Genomic DNA, 24,139 nt, shown 5'->3' on the forward strand with positions numbered 1-24,139 from the left:
CCGGGGCGCCGCGATTCTGGGCCAAGGGCTTTATTGTTCTTGCCGCCGCGTCCGGGCCCCTGGGAAGGGCGCCGGAGCGGGTGCCGGGCCGGACCCGCCATCGAAGGCGGCCGCCGCGGGCTGGCTCGCGAGCCGTTCGGATTCATTGTAACGCAGGCCCCACGCGGACCACGCCGCGCGCAGCTCGGGCGGCAGCGGGGCGTGGAAGGCCAGCGACACCCCGGTGACCGGATGCACGAAGGCCAGCCGCGCGGCGTGCAGCGCCTGCCTCTGCAGGCCCGCCGCGAGGGCGCCGCCATAGAGCGGATCGGCCACGAGCGGATGCCCGATGTGCGCCAGGTGCACGCGGATCTGGTGCGTGCGCCCCGTCTCCAGGGTGCACAGCAGGGCGCAGCCCGCCACGCCCTGCTCCAGCAGGTCCACCACCGTGGCGGCGGGCTTGCCGGGATGCCGCTGCGGATCGACGACGGCCATGCGCAGGCGGTTGCGCGGGTCGCGGCCGATCGCGGCCTCGATGCGCCGGTGCGGCGCGCCCTGCCAGGGGCGGTGCGCCAGCGCGAGGTACTGCCGCGAGACCTCGCGCGCGGCGATCCTGGCGACGAGGGCATCCATCGCGGCGCGCGTGCGCGCCACCACCATCAGGCCGCTGGTGTCCTTGTCCAGGCGGTGCACGATGCCGGCGCGCGGCAGCGCGCGCGCCTGCGGATCGCGCGCGAGCAGCGCGTTGAGCAGCGTGCCGCTCCAGTTGCCCGGCGCCGGATGCACCACCAGGCCCGCGGGCTTGTCGACCACCAGCAGGTGCGCGTCCTCGTGCACCACCGCCAGCGGGATGTCCTCCGGCTGGAAGGCCTGGCTTTGCGGCGTGGGCCGCAGCTCGATCGTGCCGACCTCGCCCGCGCGCACGCGCTGCGCCGGCCGCGTCGCCACCGTCGCGCCCAGGCGCACGGCGCCGGCCTCCACCAGCTGCTGCAGGTAGCTGCGCGAGAACTCCGGCACCAGCTGCGCCAGCGCGCGGTCCAGGCGCTCGCCGTGCAGCGCGGCGCCGATCGCGAAGGGGCGCGTCTCCGCCTCGGCGCCAGGCTCTTCCAGCAGGTCTTCGCTGCCCGTGTGCGACAGGTCGGTCGATATAATGGCTCGCCCTCTTGGTCCAGAAAGTTGCGCGTGCTCGTTCGAGGCAAATTATCGGTCGTCCCTGTGCTGCTCGCCGCCAGCGTGCTGGCCGCGTGCTCCAGCATGAAGGAGGAGGACAAGACCGCCTCCTGGAGCCCGAACCGCATCCACTCGGAAGCGCAGGACGAACTGAACTCGGGCAACTTCGACAAGGCGATCCCGCTGTTCGAGAAGCTCGAGGGCCGCGCCGCCGGCACGCCGCTGGCGCAGCAGGCCCAGCTGGAGCGCGCCTACGCCTACTACAAGAGCGGCGAGCAGGCGCAGGCCCTGGCCACGCTGGACCGCTTCATCAAGCTGCACCCGGCCAGCCCGGCGCTCGACTACGCGCTGTACCTCAAGGGCATCGTCAACTTCAACGACAACCTGGGCCTGTTCTCGTTCATCTCCCGCCAGGACCTGTCGGAGCGCGACCAGAAGGCGGCCAAGGAATCCTTCGAATCCTTCCGCGAGCTGGTCACCCGCTTCCCCGACTCCAAGTACACGCCGGATGCGCGCGCCCGCATGACGTACATCGTCAACTCGCTGGCGCAGTACGAGGTGCACGTGGCGCGCTACTACTACCAGCGCGGCGCCTACGTGGCGGCGATCAACCGGGCGCAGGCGGCGCTGGCGGACTACCGCGACGTGCCGGCGCTGGAGGAGGCGCTGTTCATCCTGATGCGTTCCTACGATGCGCTGGGGATGGCGCAGCTGCGCGACGACACGCGCCGCGTGCTGGAGAAGAACTACCCCGCGAGCCCCTATCTCACGGGCTCGACGCGGCCGGCCGGCAAGCGCTGGTGGCAGTTCTGGTGACCTAGCCCGCGAGGCTGTCCAGCGCCTCGTCGAATTCCGCCTCGTCGTTCAGCCGCCGCATCGGCGGCAGGGCCGCCAGCAGGCGGCGGCCGTAGCCCATCTGCACCAGGCGCGTGTCGCACACGACCAGCAGGCCGCGGTCGGTCTCGCGGCGGATCAGGCGGCCGGCGCCCTGCTTCAGCGCCACCGCCGCTTCCGGCACGAAGTAGTCGTTGAACGGGCTGCGGCCCTGCGCCTCCAGCCGCTGGCCGCGCGCTTCCACCAGCGGGTCGCCCGGCGGCGGGAAGGGCAGCTTGTCGATGATCACCAGCTGCAACGCGTCGCCGGGCACGTCCACGCCCTCCCAGAACGAGGCGGAAGCGACCAGGATGCACCCCGGGCGGCCGTGGCCCGCCCCCTCGCGGAAGCGCTCGATCAGGCGCCGCTTGGGCCACTGGCCCTGCACCAGCACCTCGATCTCGCCCGAGCCCTCGAAGCGCGCCTGCAGCTGCTCGCCGATCGCGCGCAGCGCCCGCAGCGTGGTGGTCAGGACCATGGTGCGGCCGCCGATGCGGCGCGCCGCGCGCTGCGCCAGCGCCGCGACGGCGCCGCTGTGGCCCGGGGCGTTGGGCCGCGGCAGGCTGCGCGGCACGTACAGCGCCGCCTGCGCGGGATAGTCGAAGGGGCTCGCGACGCGCAGCACCTCGGCCTCGCCCAGGCCACAGGGCTCGGTGAACCAGGACAGGCGCGCGTCGTCGCCCAGCGTCGCCGAGGTGAAGATCCAGGCGCGGCGCGCGCCCTCCGCCTCCGGATCGGCGCCGGCCTTCAGCAGCTTCTGCTGCACGGCCTCGGCGATGTCCAGCGGCGACTCCACCAGGCGCAGGTGCGTGCCGGCGTCCAGCCAACGCACCGAGCCCGGCTCCGCCGGCAGCCCGAAGGCGCGCACGCGCTGCGCCAGCAGCGCCGCGCGCTCGTGCAGGCGCACGAAGTCCGGCGCGATCTCGCTGACGGTGGCCAGGCCTTCGGCCGCGTCCTCGAGGGCCTGCGCCAGCGTGTCCAGCGCCTGCGCCCAGGCCTCGGGGGACACGCCTTCCGGCGCTTCGTCCTGCCAGCGCAGGCGCGCGCCCGGCGGCGTGCGGCCGACGGCCAGGCGCAGGTCGCGCGCGGCGCGCTCGGTGGCGGCGGCCAGCTGCTGCCAGTCCACCAGCCCGCGGGCGAACTGCAGGCCGGCGCCCAGCAGGTCGCGCGTGAAGTCCAGCACCTGCCCCGTCCCCAGCTGGCGGCCGAGGAACTGCACGCCCGTTTCATTGAGCTGGTGCGCCTCGTCGAACACCACGACGCGCACCGTCGGCAGCAGTTCGGCCATGCCGGACTCGCGCACGGCGAGGTCGGCGAAGAACAGGTGGTGGTTGATCACCAAGACATCCGCCGCGAGCGCCTCGCGCCGCGCCGCGTTGACGTGGCAGCCGCGGAACTTGGGGCACTGCGAGCCGAGGCAGTTCTCGCGCGTGGACGTCACCAGCGGCAACACCGGTGAGCGTTCGTCCAGGCCCGGCATCTCCGCGAGGTCGCCGGTGCGCGTGCCCTGCGCCCACTCCTCGATCCTGGCCAGCGTCCGCACGGCGGTGCGGTCCGGCAGGCTCGCGTCGCGGCGCGCCAGTTCGAGCCGGTGCGCGCACAGGTAGCTGCCGCGGCCCTTCAGCAAGGCCATGCGCACGGGCAGGCCCAGGGCTTCGGCCAGGCGCGGCAGGTCGCGCGCGAACAGCTGGTCCTGCAGCGTCTTGGTGGCGGTGGAGAGCAGCACGCGTTCGCCGCTCAGGAGCGCCGGCACGAGGTAGGAGAAGGTCTTGCCGACCCCGGTGCCGGCCTCGACGACCAGCGCCCCGCCCTCGGTGATGGTGCGGGCCACGGCGGCCGCCATCTCGGTCTGGCCGGCGCGGGGCAGGAAGGCCTCGGCCGCGCGCGCCAGCACGCCGCCGGGCACGAAGGCTTCGCGCGCGAGCTGCTCCAGCCCGCTCACGCCGGTTCTTTGGGGTCGAGCGCCAGTTCCAGGCGGGCGATCTGGTCGCGCAGCGCCAGGCGGCGCTTCTTGAGCCGGCGCATCATCAGTTCGTCGATCGGGGCCTGTTCGGACGCGCGGTCGATCATCGCGTCGAGGTCGGCGTGCTCCATGCGCAGCTCGATCAGGCGCCTTTCGGGAGAGTGCAGGTTGGAGTCCAAGGTGAAAAGAAGCGGGGCGCCGCTGCAGGTTCACTCGATAATACGACCTTCGCACGCAATAATCGAGCGATCGCGCGCCAGCGCATCGTTTCTCGCCCATGAGCAGCAAAGGTTACCGACTCACCGCCTCCACCGGCATCCACAAGGGAGACCGCGAGTACCAGCAGGACCAGATCGCCCTGGTGGCGCACCCCCGGGTCAACGGCTGCGTGCTCGGCGTGGTGGCCGACGGCATGGGCGGCCGCAGCGGCGGCCGCAAGGCTTCCGACCAGGTCATGATGACCTGCAAGCAGCTGTTCGACCGCTACTCGCCCGACCACGACGACCCGCCCGCCCTGCTGAAGCAGATGGTGCAGGAGTCGCACCTGGTGATCAAGCTCACGGCGATCTCCTCGGAGCAGGAGCCGCACAGCACCATCGCCGCCTTCATCATCAACCCCAACGGCGAATGCCACTGGGTGCATGCGGGCGATTCGCGGATCTACCACTTCCACAGCAACCGCCTGGTCAAGCGGACCATGGACCACTCCTACGTGCAGACGCTGGTGGACCGCGGCGAGCTGACCGAGGAGGAAGCGAACGTGCACCCGCAGTCCAACATCCTGATGGGGTGCCTGGGCGCGGAGGACGACCCGCCGGCGGAACTGCACTTCATCGAGCAGCTGCGCCCCGGCGACACACTGCTCGCCTGCAGCGACGGCGTCTGGCACTACTTCAGCGCCGAGGAGCTCGGTTCGGTCCTGTCCTCGCTGTCGCCGCGCGAGGCGACCGAGTTCCTGATCGAGAAGGCGCGCTCCCGCGCCCACGGCGGCGGCGACAACCTCTCGCTGCTGATCGTCAAGCTCGAGCCGCTGGACGAGTGAGCGGGCGCGGCCCGCGCGCCGCGTTCACTGCGGGTCGGGCAGGTCCGGCGCCTTGGGTTTCTTGCGCCGGGCCGCGCGGGCTTCGACCTCGGCCTTGTGGCGCTCGGCCTCCCGCAGCTTTTCCTCGTAGGCGGCGCGGTTCTTCGCGGCCTCTTCCGGCGTGGGCGCGTTGCCGCGGTGCGCCTCGGCGGGCGCGCGCGGCGTGCCTTGCGGGCCGTGGGGGGCGGAGGCCTTCGGCGTGCGGGGCGCGCGCTGCGCCTTGTTCGCCTCGGCTTCGGCGCGGCGGGCGGCCTTCTCCGCGGCCTGCGCCTCACGCTGCTGCTGCGCCGCGATGGCCCGGGCGCGCTGCTGCGCCTCGGCGGCCTGGCGTTCGGGCGAGTTGCGCTCCTCCAGTTCGCGCCGGCGCTCGGCGGCGCGGCGCTGGCGCTCCGCCTGGTCCAGCACGCGTTCCTGCCGGCGCAGCGTGGCGAGCGTCGCGTTGTGCGCGCGCCGGACCTGGGCCAGGCAGTCGTTGACGGCGAACTTCGCGCGGCAGGCCTTCTGCTCCTGCGCGTAGCGCGCATCGGCGGCCGAGCGCTCCGCGCGGATGCGCTCGCGCTCCGCGTCGGCGTCCCGCGGCTGCGCCAGCGCGGAGCCGGCGGCCAGCAGGGCCAGGGCGAGGAGGAGGTGGTGCTTCATGTGAGGCGCGTGTCGACGGTGCGGTGTTCGAGGGCGAGGAAGTCGGCGGACTGCATCTCGTTGAGGCGCGAGACCGTGCGCGGGAACTCGTGGGCCAGCGCGCCCTCGGTGTACAACGCCTCGGGCGGCACCTCGGCCGACACGATCAGTTTGACACGGCGATCGTAAAGGACGTCCACCAGCCAGGTAAATCTTCGTGCTTCCGAGGCATTGCGCGCAGCCATGCGCGGCACGTCGCTCAGCAGCACGGTATGGAACTGGCTGGCGATCTCCAGGTAGTCGTTCTGCGAGCGCGGGCCGCCGCACAGCGTGCGGAAGTCGAACCAGACGACGCCGCCGGCCTTGCGCCGGGCGCGGATCTCGCGGTGCTCGATCAGCAGCACCGGGTCCTCGTCCCGCGACTCGGCCAGGCGGGTGAAGGCCTCATTCATCTCGGCGTCGGCCTGCGGGCCCAGCGGCGTGTGATAGAGCTTCACCTGCTCCATGGTGCGGCGCCGGTAGTCGGTGCCGTTGTCGACGCTGATCACCTCCAGCTTCTCGTTCAGCAGCGCGATCGCGGGCAGGATGCGGTCGCGGTGCAGGCCGTTGGGGTACAGGTCGTCGGGCTTGAAGTTGGACGTGGTGACGAAGCCGACGCCGTGCTCGAACAGCGCATCGAGCAGGCGGTGCAGGATCATCGCATCGGTGATGTCGGCGACGTGGAACTCGTCGAAGCAGATCAGCCGGTAACGCCTGGCCATGCGCGCGCCGAGCGCGTCCAGCGGGTTGACGGTGCCCTGCAGCTCGGCGAGCTGGCGGTGCACCTCGCGCATGAACTCGTGGAAGTGCAGGCGCGTCTTGCGCACCACCGGCACCGCCTGGAAGAAGCAGTCCATCAGGAAGCTCTTGCCGCGCCCCACCCCGCCGTACATGTAGACGCCCCGCGGGATGGCGGGGCGGTGGATCAGCTTCTTGAGCGCATTGGACCGCTGCGCCTTGTAGTGCGACCATTCCGTCGCGCAGCGCTCCAGCGCAGCGACCCCGCGCAGCTGCGCCGGGTCGCTCTGGTAACCACGGGCCTGGAGCTCCGCTTCGTAGACTTCGCGGACGCTCATCGAATACCTGAATGCAAGGACGCAAAGGTCGCGAAGGTTTCGCAAAAGTCGCAAAGAAAACCTTCAATGGATTTCTTTTGCGACCTTTGCGTCATCTTCGCGACTTTTGCGTCCGGCTGTCCGATTTCAGAAGTTGAGCGTCCGCTTGTCCACCGCCAGCGCCGCTTCCTTGGTCGCTTCGGAGAGCGACGGGTGGGCGTGGCAGATGCGGGCGATGTCTTCGCTGGAGGCGCGGAATTCCATCGCGACGACGGCTTCGGAGATCAGCTCGCTGGCCATGGGGCCCACGATGTGCACGCCCAGGATCTCGTCGGTCTTCGCGTCGGCCAGGAACTTCACCATGCCGGTCGTGTCGCCCAGGGCGCGGGCGCGGCCGTTCGCCATGAAGGGGAAGGTGCCGGCCTTGTACTGCACGCCGTCGGCCTTGAGCTGCTGCTCGGTGCGGCCCACCCACGCGATCTCCGGGCTGGTATAGATCACCCAGGGGATGGTGTTGAAATTGACGTGCCCGTGCTGGCCGGCGATGCGCTCGGCCACGGCGACGCCCTCTTCCTCCGCCTTGTGCGCCAGCATCGGGCCGCGCACCACGTCGCCCACCGCCCACACGTTGGGCAGGTTGGTGCGGCAGTCGCCGTCCACCACGATGGCGCCGCGCTCGTCGAGCTTCAGGCCCACGGCTTCGGGGTTCAGCCCGTTCGTGTTGGGCACGCGGCCGATGGAGACGATCACCACGTCGGCGGGGATCTTCTGCGCCTCGCCCTTGGCGTTGGTGTAGGCCACCGAGGTGCCGGGCTGGATCTCGCCGACCTTCACGCCCAGCTCGATCTTGAGGCCCTGCTTCGTGAAGGCCTTGTGCGCTTCCTTGGCGATCTGCTCGTCCACCGCGCCCAGGAACGTGGGCAGCGCTTCCAGCACCGTCACGTCGGCGCCGGCGCGGCGCCAGACGGAACCCATCTCCAGGCCGATCACGCCGGAGCCGATCAGCACCAGCTTCTTCGGCACGGCCGGGATGCGCAGCGCGCCGTCGTTCGACAGGATCTTCTCCTCGTCGAAGGGCACGCCCGGCAGCGCACGCGGGTTGGAACCCGTGGCGACGATCACGTGCTTGCCGGTCAGCGTCTCGTCGCCGACCTTGATTTCGTAGCCCTCGGCGGAGCCCTTCACGAACGAGCCGCGGCCGTGGAAGAAGCTGACCTTGTTCTTCTTGAACAGGTACAGGATGCCGTCGTTGTTCTGCTTCACGACGGCGTCCTTGCGGGCGAGCATCTTCTGCACGTCCAGCGACAGGCCGCTCACCTGGATGCCGTGGTCGCCGAAGTGCTTCGCCGCGTGCTCGTAGTTCTCGGAGGACTGCAGCAGCGCCTTGGACGGGATGCAGCCCACGTTCGTGCAGGTGCCGCCCGGCGCGGGGCCGCCCGCCTTGTTCTTCCACTCGTCGATGCAGGCGGTGTTGAAGCCCAGCTGCGCGGCGCGGATGGCGGCGATGTAGCCGCCGGGACCGCCGCCGATGACGATCACGTCGAATTGCCTTGCCATGCCGTCCTCCTCAGATGTCGAAGAGGAGGCGGGCCGGGTCTTCCAGCGCTTCCTTCATGGCGACCAGGCCCAGCACGGCCTCGCGGCCGTCGATGATGCGGTGGTCGTAGGACATGGCCAGGTAGTTCATCGGCCGGACCACGATCTGGCCGTTCTCCACCACGGCGCGGTCCTTGGTCGCGTGCACGCCCAGGATGGCCGACTGCGGCGGGTTGATGATGGGCGTGGAGAGCATCGAGCCGAACACGCCGCCGTTGGAGATCGAGAAGGTGCCGCCGGTGAGCTCTTCCAGCCCGAGCTTGCCGTCGCGCGCCTTCTGGCCGAACTCGGCGATCTTCTTCTCGATGTCGGCGAAGGACATCTGGTCGGCGTTGCGCAGGATCGGCACCACCAGGCCGCGCGGCGAGCCCACCGCGATGCCGATGTCGAAGTAGCCGTGGTACACGATGTCGTTGCCGTCCACGGAGGCGTTGATCACCGGGTACTTCTTGAGCGCGTGCACGGCCGCCTTCACGAAGAAGGACATGAAGCCGATCTTGACGCCGTGTTCCTTCTCGAACTTCTCCTGGAAGCGCTTGCGCATCTCCATCACGGGCGCCATGTTCACCTCGTTGAAGGTGGTCAGGATGGCATTGGTGGACTGCGACTGCAGCAGGCGCTCGGCGACGCGGGCGCGCAGGCGGCTCATGGGCACGCGCTGCTCGGGGCGGTCGCCCAAATCGGGCGAGGAGACGGAGGGGGCGCTGGGCAGCGGCGCGCGGGCCGGCGCGGCGGGCACGGCCGCGGGGGCCGCCTTGGCGGCGGTGCCGCCGGCCAGGGCGCCGATCACGTCGCCCTTGGTGACGCGGCCGTCGCGGCCCGTGCCGGCCACGGAGCCGGCCGGCAGGTTGTTGTCCGCCATCATCTTCTGCGCGGCAGGCATGGCAATGTCCGACTTCGCGCCGCCGCCCGCGGGGGCCGGTGCGCTGGCGACGGCGCTGGGCGTGGCCTGCGCCGGCTTGGCAGCCGCGGGCGCGGCGGCAGGCGCGGCGGCGCCGGCCTTGCCTTCGGTGTCGATCTTCGCGATCACCTGGTCGGAGGTGACGGTGCCGCCGTCGGCCACGACGATCTCGGCCAGCACGCCGGCGTTGGGGGCCGGCACTTCGAGCACGACCTTGTCGGTCTCGATCTCGATCAGGATCTCGTCCTGCGCGACGGCCTCGCCCGCCTTCTTCTTCCACTGCAGGAGGGTCGCCTCCGCAACCGATTCGGACAGCTGCGGGACCTTCACTTCAACGATAGCCATTTGATTGTCTTTCTGGTGTTCTGGAGATGGCCGTCATTCCCGCGGAGGCGGGAACCCAGGGCTTTGAGACCTGCCGCGCAGCGGCAGGTGGAACGCGGGAGCGCTGGGTCCCCGCCTTCGCGGGGATGACGAAAGCCGCTATTTCGAGAGGACGAACCCCTTCAGCTTCGCGAACGCCGCATCCACGAGCGCCTTCTGCTGCTCGGCATGCAGGTGCGAATAGCCCACGGCGGGCGAGGCGGAGGCGGCGCGGCCGGCATAACCCAGCTTCTGGCCTTCGCTCATGTTCTCGTGGATGTTGTGCTGGATGAAGAACCACGCGCCCTGGTTCTGCGGCTCGTCCTGGCACCACACGAGCTCGGTCGCGTTGGGGTACTTCTTCAGCTCCGCGGCGAAGGCCTTGTGCGGGAAGGGATACAGCTGCTCGACGCGGATGATGGCCACGTCGTCGCCCTTCTCGTCGCGCTTCTTCGCGAGGTCGTAGTAGACCTTGCCCGAGCAGACGATCACGCGCCTGACCTTGTCGGCCTTGAGCTCCTTGTGCTCCGGGATCACCGTCTGGAACGCGCCCTTGGTGAACTCCGACAGCGGCGAGGTGGCGTCCTTGTTCCGCAGCAGCGACTTGGGCGTCATGATCACCAGGGGCTTGCGCAGGCTGCGGATCATCTGCCGGCGCAGCAGGTGGAAGATCTGGCTGGCCGTCGTGGGCTGGCAGACCTGGATGTTGGTGTCGGCCGACAGCTGCATGAAGCGCTCCAGGCGCGCCGAGCTGTGCTCGGGGCCCTGCCCTTCGTAGCCGTGCGGCAGCAGCAGCGTGATGCCGTTGACGCGGCCCCACTTCACCTCGCCCGAGGCGATGAACTGGTCGATCACGACCTGCGCGCCATTGGCGAAGTCGCCGAACTGCGCTTCCCAGATCACCAGCGTGTTGGGGTCGTTGGACGCGTAGCCGTACTCGAAGCCCAGCACCGCCTCTTCCGACAGGATGGAGTCGATGACGACGAAGGGCGCCTGGTTGTCGGCGACGTTCTCCAGCGGCACGTAGGTGCCGGTGTCCCAACGCTCGCGGCCCTGGTCGTGCAGGACGGCGTGGCGGTGCACGAAGGTGCCGCGGCCGACGTCCTCGCCCGACAGGCGCACCGGGTAGCCGGAGGCGACGAGCGAGGCGTAGGCCATGTGCTCGCCCATGCCCCAGTCCACGTTGACCTCGCCGCGGCCCATGGCGGCGCGGTCTTCCAGCACCTTGCGCACCAGCGGGTGCACGTTGAAGTTCTCCGGCACCGTCGTGATGCGCTCGGCCAGGCGCTTCCACTCGGCCAGCGGGATCGCCGTGTCGGCGGCGTCGGTCCACTTCTTGCCCAGGAAGGGCGACCAGTCCACCGCGTACTTGCTCTTGAAGTTGGACAGCACCGGATCCACCGTGTGCTTGCCCGCGTCCATGGCGGCGCGGTACGCCTTGACCATGTCGTCGCCCAGCGACTCGCCCAGGCCCTGCGCGGCCAGCTTGTCGGCGTACAGCTTGCGCGTGCCGGGGTGGGCCGCGATCTTCTTGTACATGAGCGGCTGGGTCAGCGAGGGCGTGTCCTGCTCGTTGTGGCCCAGCTTGCGGAAGCAGACGATGTCCACCACCACGTCCTTGGCGAACTCCATGCGGTACTCGAGGGCCAGCTGGGTCGCCAGCACGACGGCCTCGGGATCGTCGCCGTTCACGTGCAGCACCGGCGCCTCGATCATCTTGACGACGTCGGTGCAGTACAGGGTGGAACGGGCGTCGCGCGGGTCGGAGGTGGTGAAGCCGATCTGGTTGTTGATGACGATGTGCACCGTGCCGCCGGTGAAGTAGCCGCGCGTCTCGGCCAGCGCCAGCGTCTCCATCACCACGCCCTGGCCGGCGAAGGCGGCATCGCCGTGCACCAGCACCGGCAGCACCTGCTTGCCCTGCGCGTCGGCGCGGCGGTCCATGCGGGCGCGCACCGAGCCCTCCACCACCGGGTTCACGATCTCCAGGTGCGAGGGGTTGAAGGCCAGGCTCAGGTGCACCGGGCCGCCAGGCGTGCTGACGTCGGAGCTGAAGCCCTGGTGGTACTTCACGTCGCCGGCCGGCAGGTCTTCCGGCGCGGTGTGGTCGAACTCGGCGAACAGGTCCTTGGGCATCTTGCCCAGGGTGTTCACCAGCACGTTCAGGCGGCCGCGGTGGGCCATGCCGATCACGATCTCCTGCACGCCCTTCTCGCCGGCGCGCTGGATCAGTTCGTCCATCGAGGCGATGAAGCTCTCGCCGCCTTCCAGCGAGAAGCGCTTCTGGCCCACGTACTTGGTGTGCAGGAAGCGTTCCAGGCCCTCGGCGGCCGTGAGGCGGTCCAGGATGTGGCGCTTCTTCTCGGCGTCGAAGGCCGGCTTGCTGCGGATGGATTCCAGCTTCTGCTGCCACCAGCGCTTGTGGCTCTGGTCGCTGATGTACATGTACTCGGCGCCGATGGTGCCGCAGTAGGTTTCGCGCAGCGCGTTCAGCAGCTCGCGCAGCGGCATGCTGTCCTTGCCGAAGAAGGTGTTGCTGGTGTTGAACACCGCTTCCTGGTCGGCGTCGCTGAAGCCGTAGAAGGAGGGCTCCAGCTCGGGGATGTTCTCGCGCTCGGCGCGCTTGAGCGGGTCGACGTCGGCCCAGCGCGCGCCGACGTTGCGGTAGGCGGCGATCAGCTGCTGGACCGCCGTGCGCTTGCGCGCCATTTCCGAGTCCGCGCCGCGCGCACCGACCACGCGCGTGCCGCCCTGCTTGGCGCGCTGCGCGAAGGCGTTGACGACGGGGAGGTGGGGGACGTCCTTGGCGTTGCTGCCGTCCACCGCGGGGACGTGCTGCAGGGCGTCGAAGTAATCGCGCCAGTGGTCGGGCACGCTGCCCGGGTTGGCGAGGTAGTTCTCGTACATCTCCTCGACGTACGGGGCGTTGCCGCCGAAGAGGTAGGAATTGCCCCGGAAGGCCGAATAGACCGAGCTTTGGTCGCTCATATCCTGTGCGCTACTTTCCGCCTCCCTTCAGGAGGCCTGAGCTGGTTGGTGAACCTTCCGCTGCACGGCTTTACCGGTTGGCGGATGCGACTGTGGGTGGAAGGGCCCTGGTTGCGATGGGGATTGTGCCACCGAATCAGGGTTTGCACCAAGATCAGGACATGAGGTCCCGGATCTGCTGCAGCGCCGTCGGGTCCTCGATGGTCGTCAGGTCGCCGGGGTCGCGGCCTTCGCACACGGCCTGGATCGCGCGGCGCAGCATCTTTCCGCTGCGCGTCTTGGGCAGCGCCGTCACGAAGCGCACGCGGGCCGGCCGCGCGACGGGGCCCAGGCGCTCGTCGACGACCTTCATCACCTCGCCTTCCAGCTTGAGGCGGGCCTTCTCGTCCACCAGCCCGGAGGCATCGCGCGGCACGGCGAAGGCCATGGCGACCTGCCCCTTGAGCTGGTCGGCCACGCCCACCACCGCCACTTCCGCGATGTTCGGGTGGCTGGAGATGCTCTCCTCGATCTCGCGCGTGCCCAGCCGGTGGCCGGCCACGTTGATCACGTCGTCGGTGCGGCCGAGGATGTAGAAGTAGCCGTCCTCGTCGCGGATGCCCCAGTCGAAGGTGCTGTACACCTGCGTCCCCGGAATGCTGGACCAGTAGGTCTGCACGTAGCGCTCGTCGTCCTGCCACACCGTCTGCATGAAGCCGGGCGGCGTCGGGCCCTTGATCACCACGACACCCTTCTGGTCGGGGCCCGTCAGTTCCTCGCCCGTGGATTCGTGGACGATGCGCACGTCGTAGCCGTACATGGGCACGCCGGGGCTGCCGAACTTGCTGGGCATGGCCTGGACGCCGTTGGCGACGGTGAGGATGGGCCAGCCGCTCTCGGTCTGCCAGTAGTTGTCGATCACGGGCACGCCCAGGCCCTCGTGGATCCACTGCGCCGTCGGCGCGTCCAGCGGCTCGCCGGCCAGGAACAGCGCGCGCAGGCTGGACAGGTCGTACTTCTTCAGGAAGGCCGGATCCTGCTTCTTCAGCACGCGCACCGCCGTCGGCGCGCTGAACATCGACGTCACCTTGTACTTCTCGACCAGGCTCCACCAGATGCCGGCGTCGGGCCGGATCGGCAGGCCTTCGTACATGATCGTGGCCATGCCCGCGATCAGCGGCCCGTACACGATGTAGCTGTGGCCCACGACCCAGCCGATGTCGCTCGTGGAGAAATAGGTCTCGCCGGGCTGGCCCAGGAAGATGTGCTTCATGCTGGCCGCCAGGGCCACGGCGTAGCCGCCGACGTCGCGCTGCACGCCCTTCGGGCTGCCGGTGGTGCCGCTGGTGTAGAGCGTGTAGCTGATGTCCGTGGCGTCCAGCCAGGTGCAGGGCACCTGCGCGTGCGCATGGCGGTCGGCCAGCGTGGCCCAGTCGTGGTCGCGCCCGGCCACCTTTTCCATGGGCGCGAGCCCGCGGTCGACCAGCAGCACCGCCTCGGGCTTGTGCTTGGCCAGGCGGATCCCTTCGTCCAGCAGGGGCTTGTACGGCGCGACCTTGCCGCCGCGCGAGCCGGCGTCGGCGCTGACCACCACCTTGGGCGCGGCATTGTCGATCCGCGCCGCCAGCGACACCGAGGCGAAGCCGCCGAACACCACCGCGTGGATCGCGCCGATGCGCGCGCAGGCCAGCATGGCGAAAGCCGCTTCCGGGATCATGGGCATGTAGAGCAGCACGCGGTCGCCCTTGCCCACGCCCAGCGACTGCAGCACGGCCGCCATGCGCTGCACCTCCCGGTGCAGCTCGGCGAAGGTCCAGGTGCGCTCCTGGCCCGTCTCGGTGGAGACGTAGATCAGCGCCGGCTGCTGCGCGCGCTCGCCCAGGTGCCGGTCCACCGCGTTGTGGCACAGGTTGGTCTGCCCGCCCGCGAACCAGCGGTAGAACGGCGGATGGCTGGCGTCGCAGACCTGCTTCGGCTGCACGTGCCAGTCGATCAGCTGCGCCTGCTCGGCCCAGAAGGCATCGCGCTCCTCGATCGAGCGCCGGTAGAACTCCGCGTAGGTGGTGGCTTGGCTCATGCCCTCATTTGAGCAGCGCCAGCACTTCCCTGAAACGGGGATGTCCCGCATCCCTGAGCCACTCGAAGGCGACCATCTCGGTCGTCACCAGCTCCGCGCCGGCGCCGGCCAGGCGGTCGAAGGCGGCGTCGCGGCTGCGTTCGCTGCGCGAACTGCAGGCGTCGGTGACGACCCAGACCTCCAGTTCCTCCTCCAGCAGGCCCAGCGCCGTCTGCATCAGGCACACGTGCGCCTCGCAGCCCGCCACGACGATGCTCTCGCGCGCCTCCGCGGGCGGGGCGGCCTTCTGCAGGTGCTTCGGCAGGCTGCGCGCGTTGCCGCCCTGCTGCGCGCGCGCGGCGGGCTTCAGCCGGGGCAGCAGCACGCTGGTCGCGTCGAAGGTCATCTTGGACAGCACCCGCCCGGCCACCAGCGGCTGCAGCGCCTCGACCGTGCGGCCCAGCCCGTCCGGGTTCTCCTCGGTGGCCCACAGCGGCACCTGCAGCAGTTGCGCGATGCTGGCCAGCCGCGCCGCGTTGGCCAGGACGAGCTCGCCTTCGTGGATGGCGGGCATCAGGCGCTGCTGGTAGTCGACCAGCACGAGTTGGGAGTCTTCGGCGTCCAGCAGCATGGCATTCCTTTCCTCCCGATTATTCACTGGCGGCTAGCATGGTTCCATGACCCGTCATCCCGACCTCGTCGTCCTGCACGAGCACCCCGAGTGGCAGAAGCCGCTGTTCGCGGCCCTGGAGCGCCGCGGCGTGGCCTTCGAGCCCTTCGACGTCACGCACGCCGCCTTCGCCAACACCGACACCCCGCGGGCGCGCCTCTACTTCAACCAGGCCAGTCCCAGTGCCTACCTCCGCGGCAACGCGCGCGCCGTGCCGCTGGCCTTGGCCTGCATGCGCACCCTGGAGCGGCTGGGGGCACGCGTGCTCAACGGCGCGGACGTGTTCGCGCTGGAGCTGAGCAAGAGCGTGCAGGCCACGCTGCTGCGCACGCTGGGCATTCCCACGCCGCGATCGGTGACTTTCAACGACGCCGCCGCGCTGCATGCGCGCGCCGGCGAGCTCACCTGGCCGGCCGTGCTGAAGCCGGACCAGGGCGGCAGCGGCGCCCGCATCCAGGTCGTCGAGTCGATCGCGGAGGTCGAGGCGATCTTCCGGCGCGACCCCTCGTACTGGCTGCCCGACAACCTGTTCCTGCTGCAGGAATACCTGCCGCACGACCCGGAGCAAGGCATCGTGCGCCTGGAGTTCGTGGGCGGCGAACTGCTCTACGCGATGCGCGTGCAGACCCACGGCCGCTTCAACCTGTGCCCCTCGCCGGTGTGCAATCCCGACGACGGCGAAGGCGTGTGCGAGATCCCCGCTGCGCAGGACGTGGACGCGCCGCCGGTGGAATTCCATCCCTTCCCCGAGGTGCCGGCCGAGGCCGTCGCCACGGCGAAGCGCATCGTGCGGGCCGTGGGCCTGGACGTGGGCGGCATCGAGTACCTGGAAACCACCGACGGCCGCCGGGTCTTCTACGACATCAACGCCAACTCCAACCTGCGGCCCTCGATCGGCGAGGCCTTCGGCTTCGACCCGTTCGAGCGCGTGGTGGACTACCTGCAGGCGCAGATCGAATCTCGGTGGCCTGAGCCTAGGGAACTTGCCTAAGCGAGCCGTGCCGAGCGCGACGGTAAACTTGCCGCGCACTTCCCATGGCCAGCAGCGCAGTTCACGACTCCCCCCCCATCCGGCTGCTGTGCGTGGAGGACAACCCGGACGACGTCGAGCTGATGGGCATCGCGCTGGAGCGCGCCGACCCGGCGCGCCGCTACGAGCTGCACCGGGTCGACAACGCCGCCAGCTTCGTGGCCGCCCTGCAGGGCCACTGGGACGCCATCCTCTGCGACTTCAACCTGCCCCGCTTCTCGCCCTACGCCGCGCTCCAGATCCTGGTGACGCGGCGCTCCAGCCTGCCGCTGATCGTGCTGACGCGCGCGATCGGCGAGGAGGCGGCCGTGCACGTCCTGCGCTGCGGCGCCAAGGACTACCTGACCAAGGACAAGCTGGGGACCCTGCCGCAGATCATCGGCCGGGTGCTCGAGGAGCGCCGGCGCGCGGAGGAGAAGGAGCGGCTCGACGCCGAACTGCAGTCCGCCTATGCGCGCCTGAAGGAACTGTCGGCCCGCTTCGTGCTGGCCCAGGAGCGGGAACGCTCGCACATCTCGCGCGAACTGCACGACCAGCTGGGGCAGACGCTCACGGCGGTGGTGATCCACCTGCACGCGGCGGAGCGCACGCCCGACCCGGAGGTGAAGCGCAAGCACAGCGACACGGCGGCGGAGCTCGCCAACGGCGCGCTGCAGCAGCTGAAGACGCTGTCGTTCTCGCTGCGCCCGGCGCAGCTGGACCTGCTGGGGCTGGTGCCGGCCGTGCAGTCCGCGATGCAGCGGATCGCCGAACCCGCCGGCCTGCGCTGCGAGCTCAGCACGCGCGGGCAGGAGCCGCGGACGCTGGAGGAGAATGCGGCCGTCGCCGTGCGGCTGGTGCAGGAGGCGCTGACCAACACGGTGCGCCACGCGCAGGCCTCGAAGGTGCGGGTGCGGCTGCGCTTCCTGCCGCGCGGCCGCATCAGTGTCCTGATGCTGGACGACGGCATCGGGTTCGACAAGGCGGCCGTGCTCAACGGCCATCAGACCGAGAGGAACATCGGCCTCTACGGCATGATCGAGCGGACGGAACTCGCGGGCGGCCGCCTGCACATCCGGACCCGCGAAGGGCGCGGCGTGGCCATCCGCGCGGTCCTGTGAACGACGAAACCAATCCATGATGCAGAAGAACAGCAACGCGCCCCTCCCGATCCAGGTCGTCCTGGCGGACGACCACGACCTCGTGCGCTCCGGCATCAAGGCCCTGCTCTCCACCGTGGACGGCGTCCAGGTGATCGCCGAGGCCCGCAACGGCAACGAGCTGCTGGCGCTGCTGGAATCGGTGAAGCCCGACGTGGTGATGACCGACATTTCCATGCCCGGCATGGACGGCATCACGGCCATCGCGGAGATCCACTCCCGCTTCCCCGACGTGCGGGTGATCGTCCTGTCGATGTACGACACGGTGGACTTCGTCAAGCGCGCCGTCGCCAACGGCGCCTGCGGCTACCTGATGAAGGACGCGCCGCCCTTCGAGCTGGAACAGGCGCTGCGCAGCGTGATGGCCACCGGCAGCTACTTCAGCGCCGCGGTGGCCCAGCGCCTGCTGCAGCCCTCGGAGCCGACCGTCGACGACGAACTGACCACGCGCCAGGTGGAGATCCTCACGCTGATCGCGCAAGGCAAGTCGGCCAAGGAAATCGCGTTCGAACTGGGGCTGAGCCCGAAGACGGTCGACGTGCACCGCGCGCGCATCATGGAGCGCCTGCGGCTGAACGACATCGCGAGCCTGACGCGCTACGCGGTGCGCAAGGGGTTGGTGAAAGCATGAATCGCTGCTGGGGTTCGCCTGCGGCTCACCGCCAGCCTACGGGCACGCGAACCTCCCGGTAGGCTGGTGGTGAGCGCAGCGAACCCCAGCTTCACCCTCAGGGCACCACCCGCACCAGCTTCCCGTCGCTCTCGTCCGTCACCAGGTACAGCAGCCCATCCGGCCCCTGCCGCACGTCCCGCACCCGCCCGATGCCCTGCAGCAGCTTCTCCTCGCGCTTCACCTTGCCGCCTTCGAGCTCGATGCGATCGAGGTAGCCGAACTTCAAGGACCCGACGAACAGGTCGCCCTTCCACGCGTCCCCATACCGGTCGCTGGTGAGGAACGCCATCCCCGAAGGCGCGATCGACGGCACCCAGTAGTGCAGCGGCTGCTCCATCCCCGCCTTCTGCGTGATCCCTTCGCCGATCGGCCCGCCGCCGTAGTTCTCGCCGTACGTGATCACGGGCCAGCCATAGTTGCGCCCCGCCTGCGGCAGGTTGATCTCGTCGCCGCCCTGGGGCCCGTGCTCGTGCATCCAGAAGCGGCCGTCGGGCGCCAGCGTCGCGCCCTGCGCGTTGCGGTGGCCGTAGCTCCAGATCTCGGGCAGCGCGCCGGCGCGGCCCACGAAGGGATTGTCCTTGGGGATGCCGCCGTCCTTCTGCACGCGCACGATCTTCCCGAGATGGTTGTCCAGTTTCTGCGCGTCCTCCTTGCGCGAGAAGCGCTCGCCCAGCGTGAGGAACAGCGTGCCGTCGCGCGCCTCCACGATCCGGCAGCCGAAGTGCGCCGAACTCGCCACCTTGGGCTTCTGGCTGAAGATCACGCGCACGTCCTGCAGGCTGCGCTCGTCGTCCGCGAGGCGCGCGCGGGCGAGCGCCGTGCTGTTGCCGCCGCCGCCCGGCTCGGAGAAGCAGAAGAAGATCGTGCGGTTGGAGGCGAAGCCGGAATCGGTGACCACATCCAGCAGCCCGCCCTGCCCTCGCGCCGCCACCGAAGGCACGCCCGCCAGCGGCCGACCCAGCCGCCCCTGCGCATCCACGACGCGCATGCGCCCCGGACGCTCGGTCACGAGGAAGCGGCCCTGTGGCAGGAAGGCCACGGCCCAGGGATGCTCCAGGCCCGCGGCGACGGTCTGCGCCTCGACGCCCCAGGCGGGCCCCGCAAGGAGGGCGCAGGCTGCGACAATGGCGCCCGTGCAGGCGCCTGCCAGCCGGCCCCAGAGCCGGCGGAGGGCGAGGTTCGGATGGCTTGCGCGCATGGTGGATGCATTGTTCCCCAGGCGCGGCCCGCCGTGGGATGCGTCCCCGGCGGCGGCCAAAACCGAAGCGAATCAAGAACTTGGAATGAACACTTCGCTTGACTTGCGAGGGCGGAGCAGGCTACGCTGCCCGCCCATGACCCGCTGGCTCGGCATCATCGCGTTCGCGGCCGCCACGGCGGCGCACGCGGCGCCGCCCGCGTCCGCCGAGGACGACATCGGCCGCTTCATGGCCGAAAAGCGGCTGGTGGACCGGCTGGAGGACGTGCGCCTGAACATGGCCGACCGGGTGAGCGATGGCGCCAACCGCGTGGCGAACCGCGCCTCCGAGCTCGTGGTCACCGCGATGGGCTTCCTGGGCGTGCCGTACCGACGCGGCGGCAACTCGGCGGAGACCGGCTTCGACTGCAGCGGCTTCGTGAAGGCGATGTACGAGCAGTCGGTCGGCCGCATCCTGCCGCGCCGCGCCAACGAGCAGGCCGCGGCCACGCAGAAGATCGACCGGCAGGACCTGAAGCCGGGCGACCTGGTGTTCTTCAACACGCTGCGCCGCGCCTTCAGCCACGTGGGCATCTACATCGGCGACAACAAGTTCATCCACTCGCCCAAGCCCGGCGCGCAGGTGCGCGTGGAGGACATGGGCGTGCCCTACTGGTCCACGCGCTTCGACGGCGCGCGGCGGGTGATCTCGCAGGACGACTAGCGCTTCTGCGGCGGCACGTCGGTGCACGTGCCGTGCGCGACTTCCGCGGCCATGCCGATGCTCTCGCCCAGGGTGGGGTGCGGATGGATGGTCTTGCCGATGTCGATCTCGTCGGCGCCCATCTCGATCGCCAGGGCGACCTCGCCGATCATGTCGCCCGCATGCGTGCCGACGATGCCGCCTCCGACGATGCGGTGCGTCTGCGCGTCGAACAGCAGCTTGGTGAAGCCCTCGTCGCGCGTGTTGGCGATGGCGCGGCCGGAGGCGCTCCAGGGGAACAGGCCCTTCTTCACCGCGACGCCCTGCGCCTTCGCCTGGTCCTCGGTGAGGCCGACCCACGCGACCTCGGGGTCGGTGTAGGCGACGCTGGGGATCACGCGCGCGTTGAACGCGGCCTTCTCGCCTGCGGCGACCTCGGCGGCCACGTGCGCCTCGTGCACCGCCTTGTGCGCCAGCATCGGCTGGCCCACGATGTCGCCGATGGCGAAGATGTGCGGCACGTTGGTGCGCATCTGGATGTCCACGGGGATGAAGCCGCGCTCGCTGACGTTCACGCCGGCCTTCTCGGCGCCGATCTTCTTCCCGTTGGGCGAACGGCCGACGGCCTGCAGCACGAGGTCGTACAGCTGCGGTTCCCTGGGCGCCTGCTCGCCTTCGAAGCGCACGAGGATGCCGTCCTTCGTCGCTTCCGCGCCAACCGTCTTCGTCTTCAGCATGATGTTGTCGAAGCGCGGCGCGTTCATCTTCTGCCACACGCGCACCAGGTCGCGGTCGGCGCCCTGCATCAGGCCGTCGAGCATCTCCACCACGTCCAGGCGCGCGCCCAGCGTGGAATACACGGTGCCCATCTCCAGGCCGATGATGCCGCCGCCGAGGATCAGCATGCGCTTCGGGTCGGTGGCGAGTTCCAGCGCGCCGGTGGAGTCCACCACGCGCGGGTCCTGCGGCATGAAGGGAAGCCGCACCGCCTGCGAGCCGGCCGCGATGATCGCGTTGCGGAAGCGGATGACCTGCTTCCTGCCCGTCGTCTGCGAACCGCTGCCGGTGGTCTCTTCCACCTGCAGGTGGTGCGGGTCGAGGAAGGTGCCGGTGCCGCGCACGACGGTCACCTTGCGCATCTTCGCCATCGCGGCGAGGCCGCCGGTGAGCTTGCCCACCACCTTGTCCTTGTGCGCCTTGAGCTTCGCGCGGTCGACCGTCGGCTTGCCGAAGGACACGCCCAGCGATTCGAAGTGGCTCACTTCGTCCATGACGGCCGCGACGTGCAGCAGCGCCTTGGACGGGATGCAGCCGACGTTGAGGCAGACGCCGCCGAGGGTGGCGTAGCGCTCCACGATCACCGTCTTCATGCCCAGGTCGGCGGACCGGAACGCGGCGGAATAGCCGCCGGGGCCGGCGCCGAGGACCAGCATGTCGCATTCGAGGTCGACGCCGGCGTTGTAGGAGGAAGGGGTGGGTGCGCCAGCGCCCTCACCCCGGCCCTCTCCCGCGGGGGCGGGAGAGGGAGCGGGAGCGGGCTGGGGTGAGGGGCTGGCCGCCGAAGCCGAAGCCTCCAGCGTCACCAGCACGCTGCCTTCGGCGACGCGATCCCCCAGCTTGACCCGGACTTCCTTCACCACCCCCGCATGCGAGGACGGGATCTCCATGGAGGCCTTGTCGCTTTCCACCGTCACCAGCGACTGCTCGACCTTCACCGTGTCGCCGGGCTGCACCAGCACCTCGATCACGGCCACGTCCTTGAAGTCCCCGATGTCGGGGACCTTCACTTCCGTCAGGGAACTCATTGTTTTTCTTTCGCTTTCACGGTGAAGATGTCGCAGGGCAGCTCGGAGTTGCGGTCGAACTCGCAACCCGCGGCGATGCCGGCTTCCGCCACTTCACGCGCGGTCTTGGCCCGCGCATACACGCCGTGCATCGCGCCCAGGGCGAAGCTGCGCCCGGAACCGATGCCCCAGAACTCCTTGAACTCGAACACCTCGCGGTAGCTGTACAGGCCGTAGATGCCGCTCGCGTTGGCGATCACCACGCTGAACTGGCTCGACTCGTACGGGTCGCTGTCCTCTTCCTTCGTCTGCAGGAAGAAGTTGTCCTTGAGGTAGGGGTGCAGCTTGGTGAAGGTGTCGAACACCTCGTCCTTGCTCCCCAGCTTGAGGATCTCGCGCGGCATCGAACTCATGGCCTTGCGCAGCACCGGGAAATGCGCGACCGTGCCGGCCATGCCGATGAAGCTCGGGCCGTCGTCGGTGTCGACCTTGAAGATCTTGGTGTTGTCCTCGAAGCGGTGCGCGAGGCGGGTGTCGCCGAAGGTCACCAGCGTGTCGGCTGCGATCGCGATCTGCCCGGCTTTCTTCACCACCACAACTGTTGTCATCGGGCTTTCTTGTTCTTAGAGAAGGACGCGGCGGAAGTCCGCCAGGATCTGTCCCAGGTAGGCGTTGAAGCGGGCGGCGGCGGCGCCGTCGACCACGCGGTGGTCCCACGCGAGCGACAGGGGCAGCATCAGCCTCGGCTGGAACTGCTTGCCGTCCCACACGGGCTCCATCTGGCTCCGGGACACCCCAAGGATAGCGACTTCCGGCGCATTGATGATGGGCGTGAAGTAACGACCGCCGATACCGCCGAGCGAGGAAATCGTGAAAGTGGCGCCGCTCATGTCCGCGGGACCCAGCTTCCCGTCGCGCGCCTTCTTCGCCAGCTCGGCGGTCTCCTGCGCGATCTGCACGACGCCCTTCCGGTCCGCGTCCTTGATGACGGGGACCATGAGGCCATTCGGCGTATCCGCGGCGAAGCCGATATGCCAATAGTTCTTGTGCACCAGCTCTTCGCCGTCCAGCGAGCTGTTGAACTCGGGATATTTCTTGAGCGCGGCGACGCAGGCCTTCACCAGGAACGCGAGCATCGTGATCTTGATGCCGGCCTTCTCGTTTTCCTTGTTCAGCTGGACGCGGAAGGCCTCGAGCTCGGTGATGTCGGCGTCGTCATGGTTGGTGACGTGCGGGATCATCACCCAGTTGCGGTGCAGGTTGGCCGCGCTGATCTTCTTGATGCGCGGCACCGGCTTGCGTTCCACCGGGCCGAACTTCGCGAAGTCCACCTGCGGCCAGGGCAGCAGGCCGAGCGCCGCGCCGCCGCCGGCCGGCGCCTTGGCCGCCGCGGCGCGCGTCTGCGTGGCGCCCGCCATCACCGACTTGGTGAAGGCCTGGACGTCTTCCTGCGTGATGCGGCCCTTGGGGCCGCTGCCCTTCACTTCCTCCAGTGGGACGCCGAGTTCCCGGGCGAACTTGCGCACGGAGGGCGAGGCGTGCGGGAGGTTGGTGGAGGGGGCGGTGGGGTCGTGGGGAGGGGTCGGTACGCCACCGCCCTCACCCCGGCCCTCTGCCGCTGCCGCGGGAGAGGGAGCAGGAGAGGCAGGAGCGGGCTGGGGTGAGGGGCTGGGCGCCGCCGCGGCACTGCCCTGCAGCACGGCGATCAGGTCCCCCACGTTCACCTTGTCGCCGACCTTCACCTTCATCTCCTGCAGCACGCCGGCGGCGGAAGAAGGGATCTCCATCGAGGCCTTGTCGGATTCGACGGTGATCAGGGACTGTTCGACCTTGATGGTGTCGCCGGGCTTGGCGAGGAGTTCGATGACGGCGACGTCCTTGAAGTCACCGATGTCGGGGACCTTGACCTCGACGCGGCCGCCGCCCTCACCCCGGCCCTCTCCCGCCGGGGCGGGAGAGGGAGCGGGAGCCGGAGAGGCTGCGGGGGCGGCCTGGGGCGCGGGGCTGCCCGCCGAAGCCGCTTCCTGCGCCTCCACCACCGCGATCACGCTTCCCTCGGCGACCTTGTCGCCGAGCTTCACCTTCAGTTCCTTCACCACGCCCGCATGGCTGGACGGGATCTCCATGGACGCCTTGTCCGATTCCACGGTCACGAGCGACTGCTCCGCCGCGATGGTGTCGCCGGGCTTCACCAGCAGTTCGATGACGGCCACTTCCTTGAAGTCCCCGATGTCGGGGACCTTCACTTCGACCATTGCCATGTTTCTTGTTCTCCGCGGCCCGATCGCGGGCCTTCTCGTTG

Annotated in this window: 20 protein-coding genes; 6 read left to right on the forward strand and 14 right to left on the reverse strand. The window is 69.6% G+C overall.

The genetic code is table 11. The features are described from left to right. Window positions 1–30: 30 nt before the first annotated feature. Complete coding sequence (locus ACY0MJ_RS05535; RefSeq protein WP_462637474.1) at window positions 31–1,116, reverse strand: RluA family pseudouridine synthase; 1,086 nt, start codon at window positions 1,114–1,116, stop codon at window positions 31–33. A 45-nt stretch (window positions 1,117–1,161) separates the two neighbouring features. Between ACY0MJ_RS05535 and ACY0MJ_RS05540 the strand changes: the two genes are divergently transcribed. Then, complete coding sequence (locus ACY0MJ_RS05540; protein WP_462637326.1) at window positions 1,162–1,965, forward strand: outer membrane protein assembly factor BamD; 804 nt, start codon at window positions 1,162–1,164, stop codon at window positions 1,963–1,965. Between the two features lies 1 nt (window position 1,966). On the opposite strand, the gene ACY0MJ_RS05545 is transcribed toward ACY0MJ_RS05540, so the two are convergent. Then, entirely contained in the window at window positions 1,967–3,865 is a 1,899-nt protein-coding gene (locus ACY0MJ_RS05545) for an ATP-dependent DNA helicase (RefSeq protein WP_462637475.1), read from the reverse strand. Between the two features lie 95 nt (window positions 3,866–3,960). Next, a complete protein-coding gene (locus ACY0MJ_RS05550; RefSeq protein ID WP_462637327.1) occupies window positions 3,961–4,164 on the reverse strand; it encodes a YdcH family protein in 204 nt (67 codons plus the stop codon). A gap of 98 nt (window positions 4,165–4,262) precedes the next feature. Here ACY0MJ_RS05550 and ACY0MJ_RS05555 point away from each other — a divergent pair, with 98 nt between their 5' ends. Continuing rightward, the gene (locus ACY0MJ_RS05555) at window positions 4,263–5,027 is read left to right on the forward strand and encodes a PP2C family protein-serine/threonine phosphatase (RefSeq protein ID WP_462637328.1); all 765 of its coding nucleotides are present in this window, start codon (window positions 4,263–4,265) and stop codon (window positions 5,025–5,027) included. 24 nt (window positions 5,028–5,051) lie between these two features. Here the strand turns inward: ACY0MJ_RS05555 and ACY0MJ_RS05560 are convergent, their stop codons facing one another. The 7 genes from ACY0MJ_RS05560 to ACY0MJ_RS05590 form a co-directional block, all read right to left on the reverse strand. Next, complete coding sequence (locus ACY0MJ_RS05560; RefSeq protein WP_462637329.1) at window positions 5,052–5,705, reverse strand: hypothetical protein; 654 nt, start codon at window positions 5,703–5,705, stop codon at window positions 5,052–5,054. Beyond that, window positions 5,702–6,799, reverse strand: coding sequence for a cell division protein ZapE (zapE, locus tag ACY0MJ_RS05565; RefSeq protein WP_462637330.1), 1,098 nt, complete (start codon window positions 6,797–6,799; stop codon window positions 5,702–5,704). The genes ACY0MJ_RS05560 and zapE overlap by 4 nt, the downstream gene beginning before the upstream one ends. Window positions 6,800–6,925: 126 nt before the next feature. Continuing rightward, window positions 6,926–8,335, reverse strand: a complete 1,410-nt coding sequence (gene lpdA, locus ACY0MJ_RS05570; RefSeq protein ID WP_462637331.1) for a dihydrolipoyl dehydrogenase — start codon at window positions 8,333–8,335, stop codon at window positions 6,926–6,928. Window positions 8,336–8,345: 10 nt separating this feature from the next. Then, window positions 8,346–9,620: a 2-oxoglutarate dehydrogenase complex dihydrolipoyllysine-residue succinyltransferase gene (gene odhB, locus ACY0MJ_RS05575; protein WP_462637332.1), complete on the reverse strand. Its 1,275-nt coding sequence runs from the start codon at window positions 9,618–9,620 to the stop codon at window positions 8,346–8,348. Between the two features lie 138 nt (window positions 9,621–9,758). Next, window positions 9,759–12,626 carry a 2-oxoglutarate dehydrogenase E1 component gene (locus ACY0MJ_RS05580; protein ID WP_462637334.1) on the reverse strand — a complete coding sequence of 956 codons (2,868 nt, stop codon included), beginning with the start codon at window positions 12,624–12,626 and terminating at the stop codon, window positions 9,759–9,761. 154 nt (window positions 12,627–12,780) lie between these two features. Further along, on the reverse strand, window positions 12,781–14,682 hold the full coding sequence (locus ACY0MJ_RS05585) for a propionate--CoA ligase (RefSeq protein WP_462637335.1): 1,902 nt from the start codon (window positions 14,680–14,682) through the stop codon (window positions 12,781–12,783). 4 nt (window positions 14,683–14,686) lie between these two features. Further along, entirely contained in the window at window positions 14,687–15,292 is a 606-nt protein-coding gene (locus ACY0MJ_RS05590) for an isochorismatase family protein (protein WP_462637336.1), read from the reverse strand. A gap of 46 nt (window positions 15,293–15,338) precedes the next feature. On the opposite strand from ACY0MJ_RS05590, the gene ACY0MJ_RS05595 reads away from it, so the two are divergent. The 3 genes from ACY0MJ_RS05595 to ACY0MJ_RS05605 are packed head-to-tail and all read left to right on the forward strand — an operon-like array spanning window position 15,339 to window position 18,131. Continuing rightward, window positions 15,339–16,322, forward strand: coding sequence for an ATP-grasp domain-containing protein (locus tag ACY0MJ_RS05595; protein ID WP_462637337.1), 984 nt, complete (start codon window positions 15,339–15,341; stop codon window positions 16,320–16,322). Window positions 16,323–16,366: 44 nt separating this feature from the next. Continuing rightward, window positions 16,367–17,461, forward strand: a complete 1,095-nt coding sequence (locus ACY0MJ_RS05600) for an ATP-binding response regulator (protein WP_462637338.1) — start codon at window positions 16,367–16,369, stop codon at window positions 17,459–17,461. A gap of 16 nt (window positions 17,462–17,477) precedes the next feature. Continuing rightward, the gene (locus ACY0MJ_RS05605) at window positions 17,478–18,131 is read left to right on the forward strand and encodes a response regulator transcription factor (protein ID WP_462637340.1); all 654 of its coding nucleotides are present in this window, start codon (window positions 17,478–17,480) and stop codon (window positions 18,129–18,131) included. A 97-nt stretch (window positions 18,132–18,228) separates the two neighbouring features. On the opposite strand, the gene ACY0MJ_RS05610 is transcribed toward ACY0MJ_RS05605, so the two are convergent. Then, complete coding sequence (locus ACY0MJ_RS05610) at window positions 18,229–19,371, reverse strand: PQQ-dependent sugar dehydrogenase (RefSeq protein ID WP_462637341.1); 1,143 nt, start codon at window positions 19,369–19,371, stop codon at window positions 18,229–18,231. Window positions 19,372–19,507: 136 nt separating this feature from the next. On the opposite strand from ACY0MJ_RS05610, the gene ACY0MJ_RS05615 reads away from it, so the two are divergent. Further along, window positions 19,508–20,074 carry a C40 family peptidase gene (locus ACY0MJ_RS05615; protein WP_462637342.1) on the forward strand — a complete coding sequence of 189 codons (567 nt, stop codon included), beginning with the start codon at window positions 19,508–19,510 and terminating at the stop codon, window positions 20,072–20,074. Here ACY0MJ_RS05615 and lpdA (ACY0MJ_RS05620) read toward each other — a convergent pair. From lpdA (ACY0MJ_RS05620) to aceF, 3 genes are read right to left on the reverse strand one after another with little or no spacing between them, the layout of a single operon-like run. Next, a complete protein-coding gene (gene lpdA / locus ACY0MJ_RS05620; protein ID WP_462637343.1) occupies window positions 20,071–21,858 on the reverse strand; it encodes a dihydrolipoyl dehydrogenase in 1,788 nt (595 codons plus the stop codon). The two genes, ACY0MJ_RS05615 and lpdA (ACY0MJ_RS05620), sit on opposite strands and share 4 nt — an antisense overlap. After that, window positions 21,855–22,445 (reverse strand): MFS transporter, encoded by a 591-nt coding sequence (locus ACY0MJ_RS05625; protein WP_462637344.1) that lies wholly within the window; start codon window positions 22,443–22,445, stop codon window positions 21,855–21,857. Before ACY0MJ_RS05625 ends, lpdA (ACY0MJ_RS05620) begins: the two co-directional genes overlap by 4 nt. A 15-nt stretch (window positions 22,446–22,460) precedes the next feature. Beyond that, window positions 22,461–24,098 (reverse strand): dihydrolipoyllysine-residue acetyltransferase, encoded by a 1,638-nt coding sequence (aceF, locus tag ACY0MJ_RS05630; RefSeq protein WP_462637345.1) that lies wholly within the window; start codon window positions 24,096–24,098, stop codon window positions 22,461–22,463. Between the last annotated feature and the right edge of the window lie 41 nt (window positions 24,099–24,139).

This window comes from Ramlibacter sp. bp-362, from assembly GCF_054956735.1.

Excerpts from the sequence above, each read along its gene's own strand:
- zapE (WP_462637330.1), bottom strand. The coding sequence starts at position 6,799 with ATGAGCGTCCGCGAAGTCTACGAAGCGGAGCTCCAGGCCCGTGGTTAC.
- ACY0MJ_RS05605 (WP_462637340.1), top strand. The coding sequence starts at position 17,478 with ATGATGCAGAAGAACAGCAACGCGCCCCTCCCGATCCAGGTCGTCCTG.
- ACY0MJ_RS05545 (WP_462637475.1), bottom strand. The coding sequence starts at position 3,865 with ATGGCGGCCGCCGTGGCCCGCACCATCACCGAGGGCGGGGCGCTGGTC.
- lpdA (WP_462637343.1), bottom strand. The coding sequence starts at position 21,858 with ATGAGTTCCCTGACGGAAGTGAAGGTCCCCGACATCGGGGACTTCAAG.
- ACY0MJ_RS05560 (WP_462637329.1), bottom strand. The coding sequence starts at position 5,705 with ATGAAGCACCACCTCCTCCTCGCCCTGGCCCTGCTGGCCGCCGGCTCC.
- ACY0MJ_RS05580 (WP_462637334.1), bottom strand. The coding sequence starts at position 12,626 with ATGAGCGACCAAAGCTCGGTCTATTCGGCCTTCCGGGGCAATTCCTAC.
- ACY0MJ_RS05615 (WP_462637342.1), top strand. The coding sequence starts at position 19,508 with ATGACCCGCTGGCTCGGCATCATCGCGTTCGCGGCCGCCACGGCGGCG.
- ACY0MJ_RS05625 (WP_462637344.1), bottom strand. The coding sequence starts at position 22,445 with ATGACAACAGTTGTGGTGGTGAAGAAAGCCGGGCAGATCGCGATCGCA.
- ACY0MJ_RS05595 (WP_462637337.1), top strand. The coding sequence starts at position 15,339 with ATGACCCGTCATCCCGACCTCGTCGTCCTGCACGAGCACCCCGAGTGG.
- odhB (WP_462637332.1), bottom strand. The coding sequence starts at position 9,620 with ATGGCTATCGTTGAAGTGAAGGTCCCGCAGCTGTCCGAATCGGTTGCG.
- ACY0MJ_RS05555 (WP_462637328.1), top strand. The coding sequence starts at position 4,263 with ATGAGCAGCAAAGGTTACCGACTCACCGCCTCCACCGGCATCCACAAG.
- ACY0MJ_RS05610 (WP_462637341.1), bottom strand. The coding sequence starts at position 19,371 with ATGCGCGCAAGCCATCCGAACCTCGCCCTCCGCCGGCTCTGGGGCCGG.
- ACY0MJ_RS05585 (WP_462637335.1), bottom strand. The coding sequence starts at position 14,682 with ATGAGCCAAGCCACCACCTACGCGGAGTTCTACCGGCGCTCGATCGAG.
- ACY0MJ_RS05590 (WP_462637336.1), bottom strand. The coding sequence starts at position 15,292 with ATGCTGCTGGACGCCGAAGACTCCCAACTCGTGCTGGTCGACTACCAG.
- lpdA (WP_462637331.1), bottom strand. The coding sequence starts at position 8,335 with ATGGCAAGGCAATTCGACGTGATCGTCATCGGCGGCGGTCCCGGCGGC.
- aceF (WP_462637345.1), bottom strand. The coding sequence starts at position 24,098 with ATGGCAATGGTCGAAGTGAAGGTCCCCGACATCGGGGACTTCAAGGAA.
- ACY0MJ_RS05600 (WP_462637338.1), top strand. The coding sequence starts at position 16,367 with ATGGCCAGCAGCGCAGTTCACGACTCCCCCCCCATCCGGCTGCTGTGC.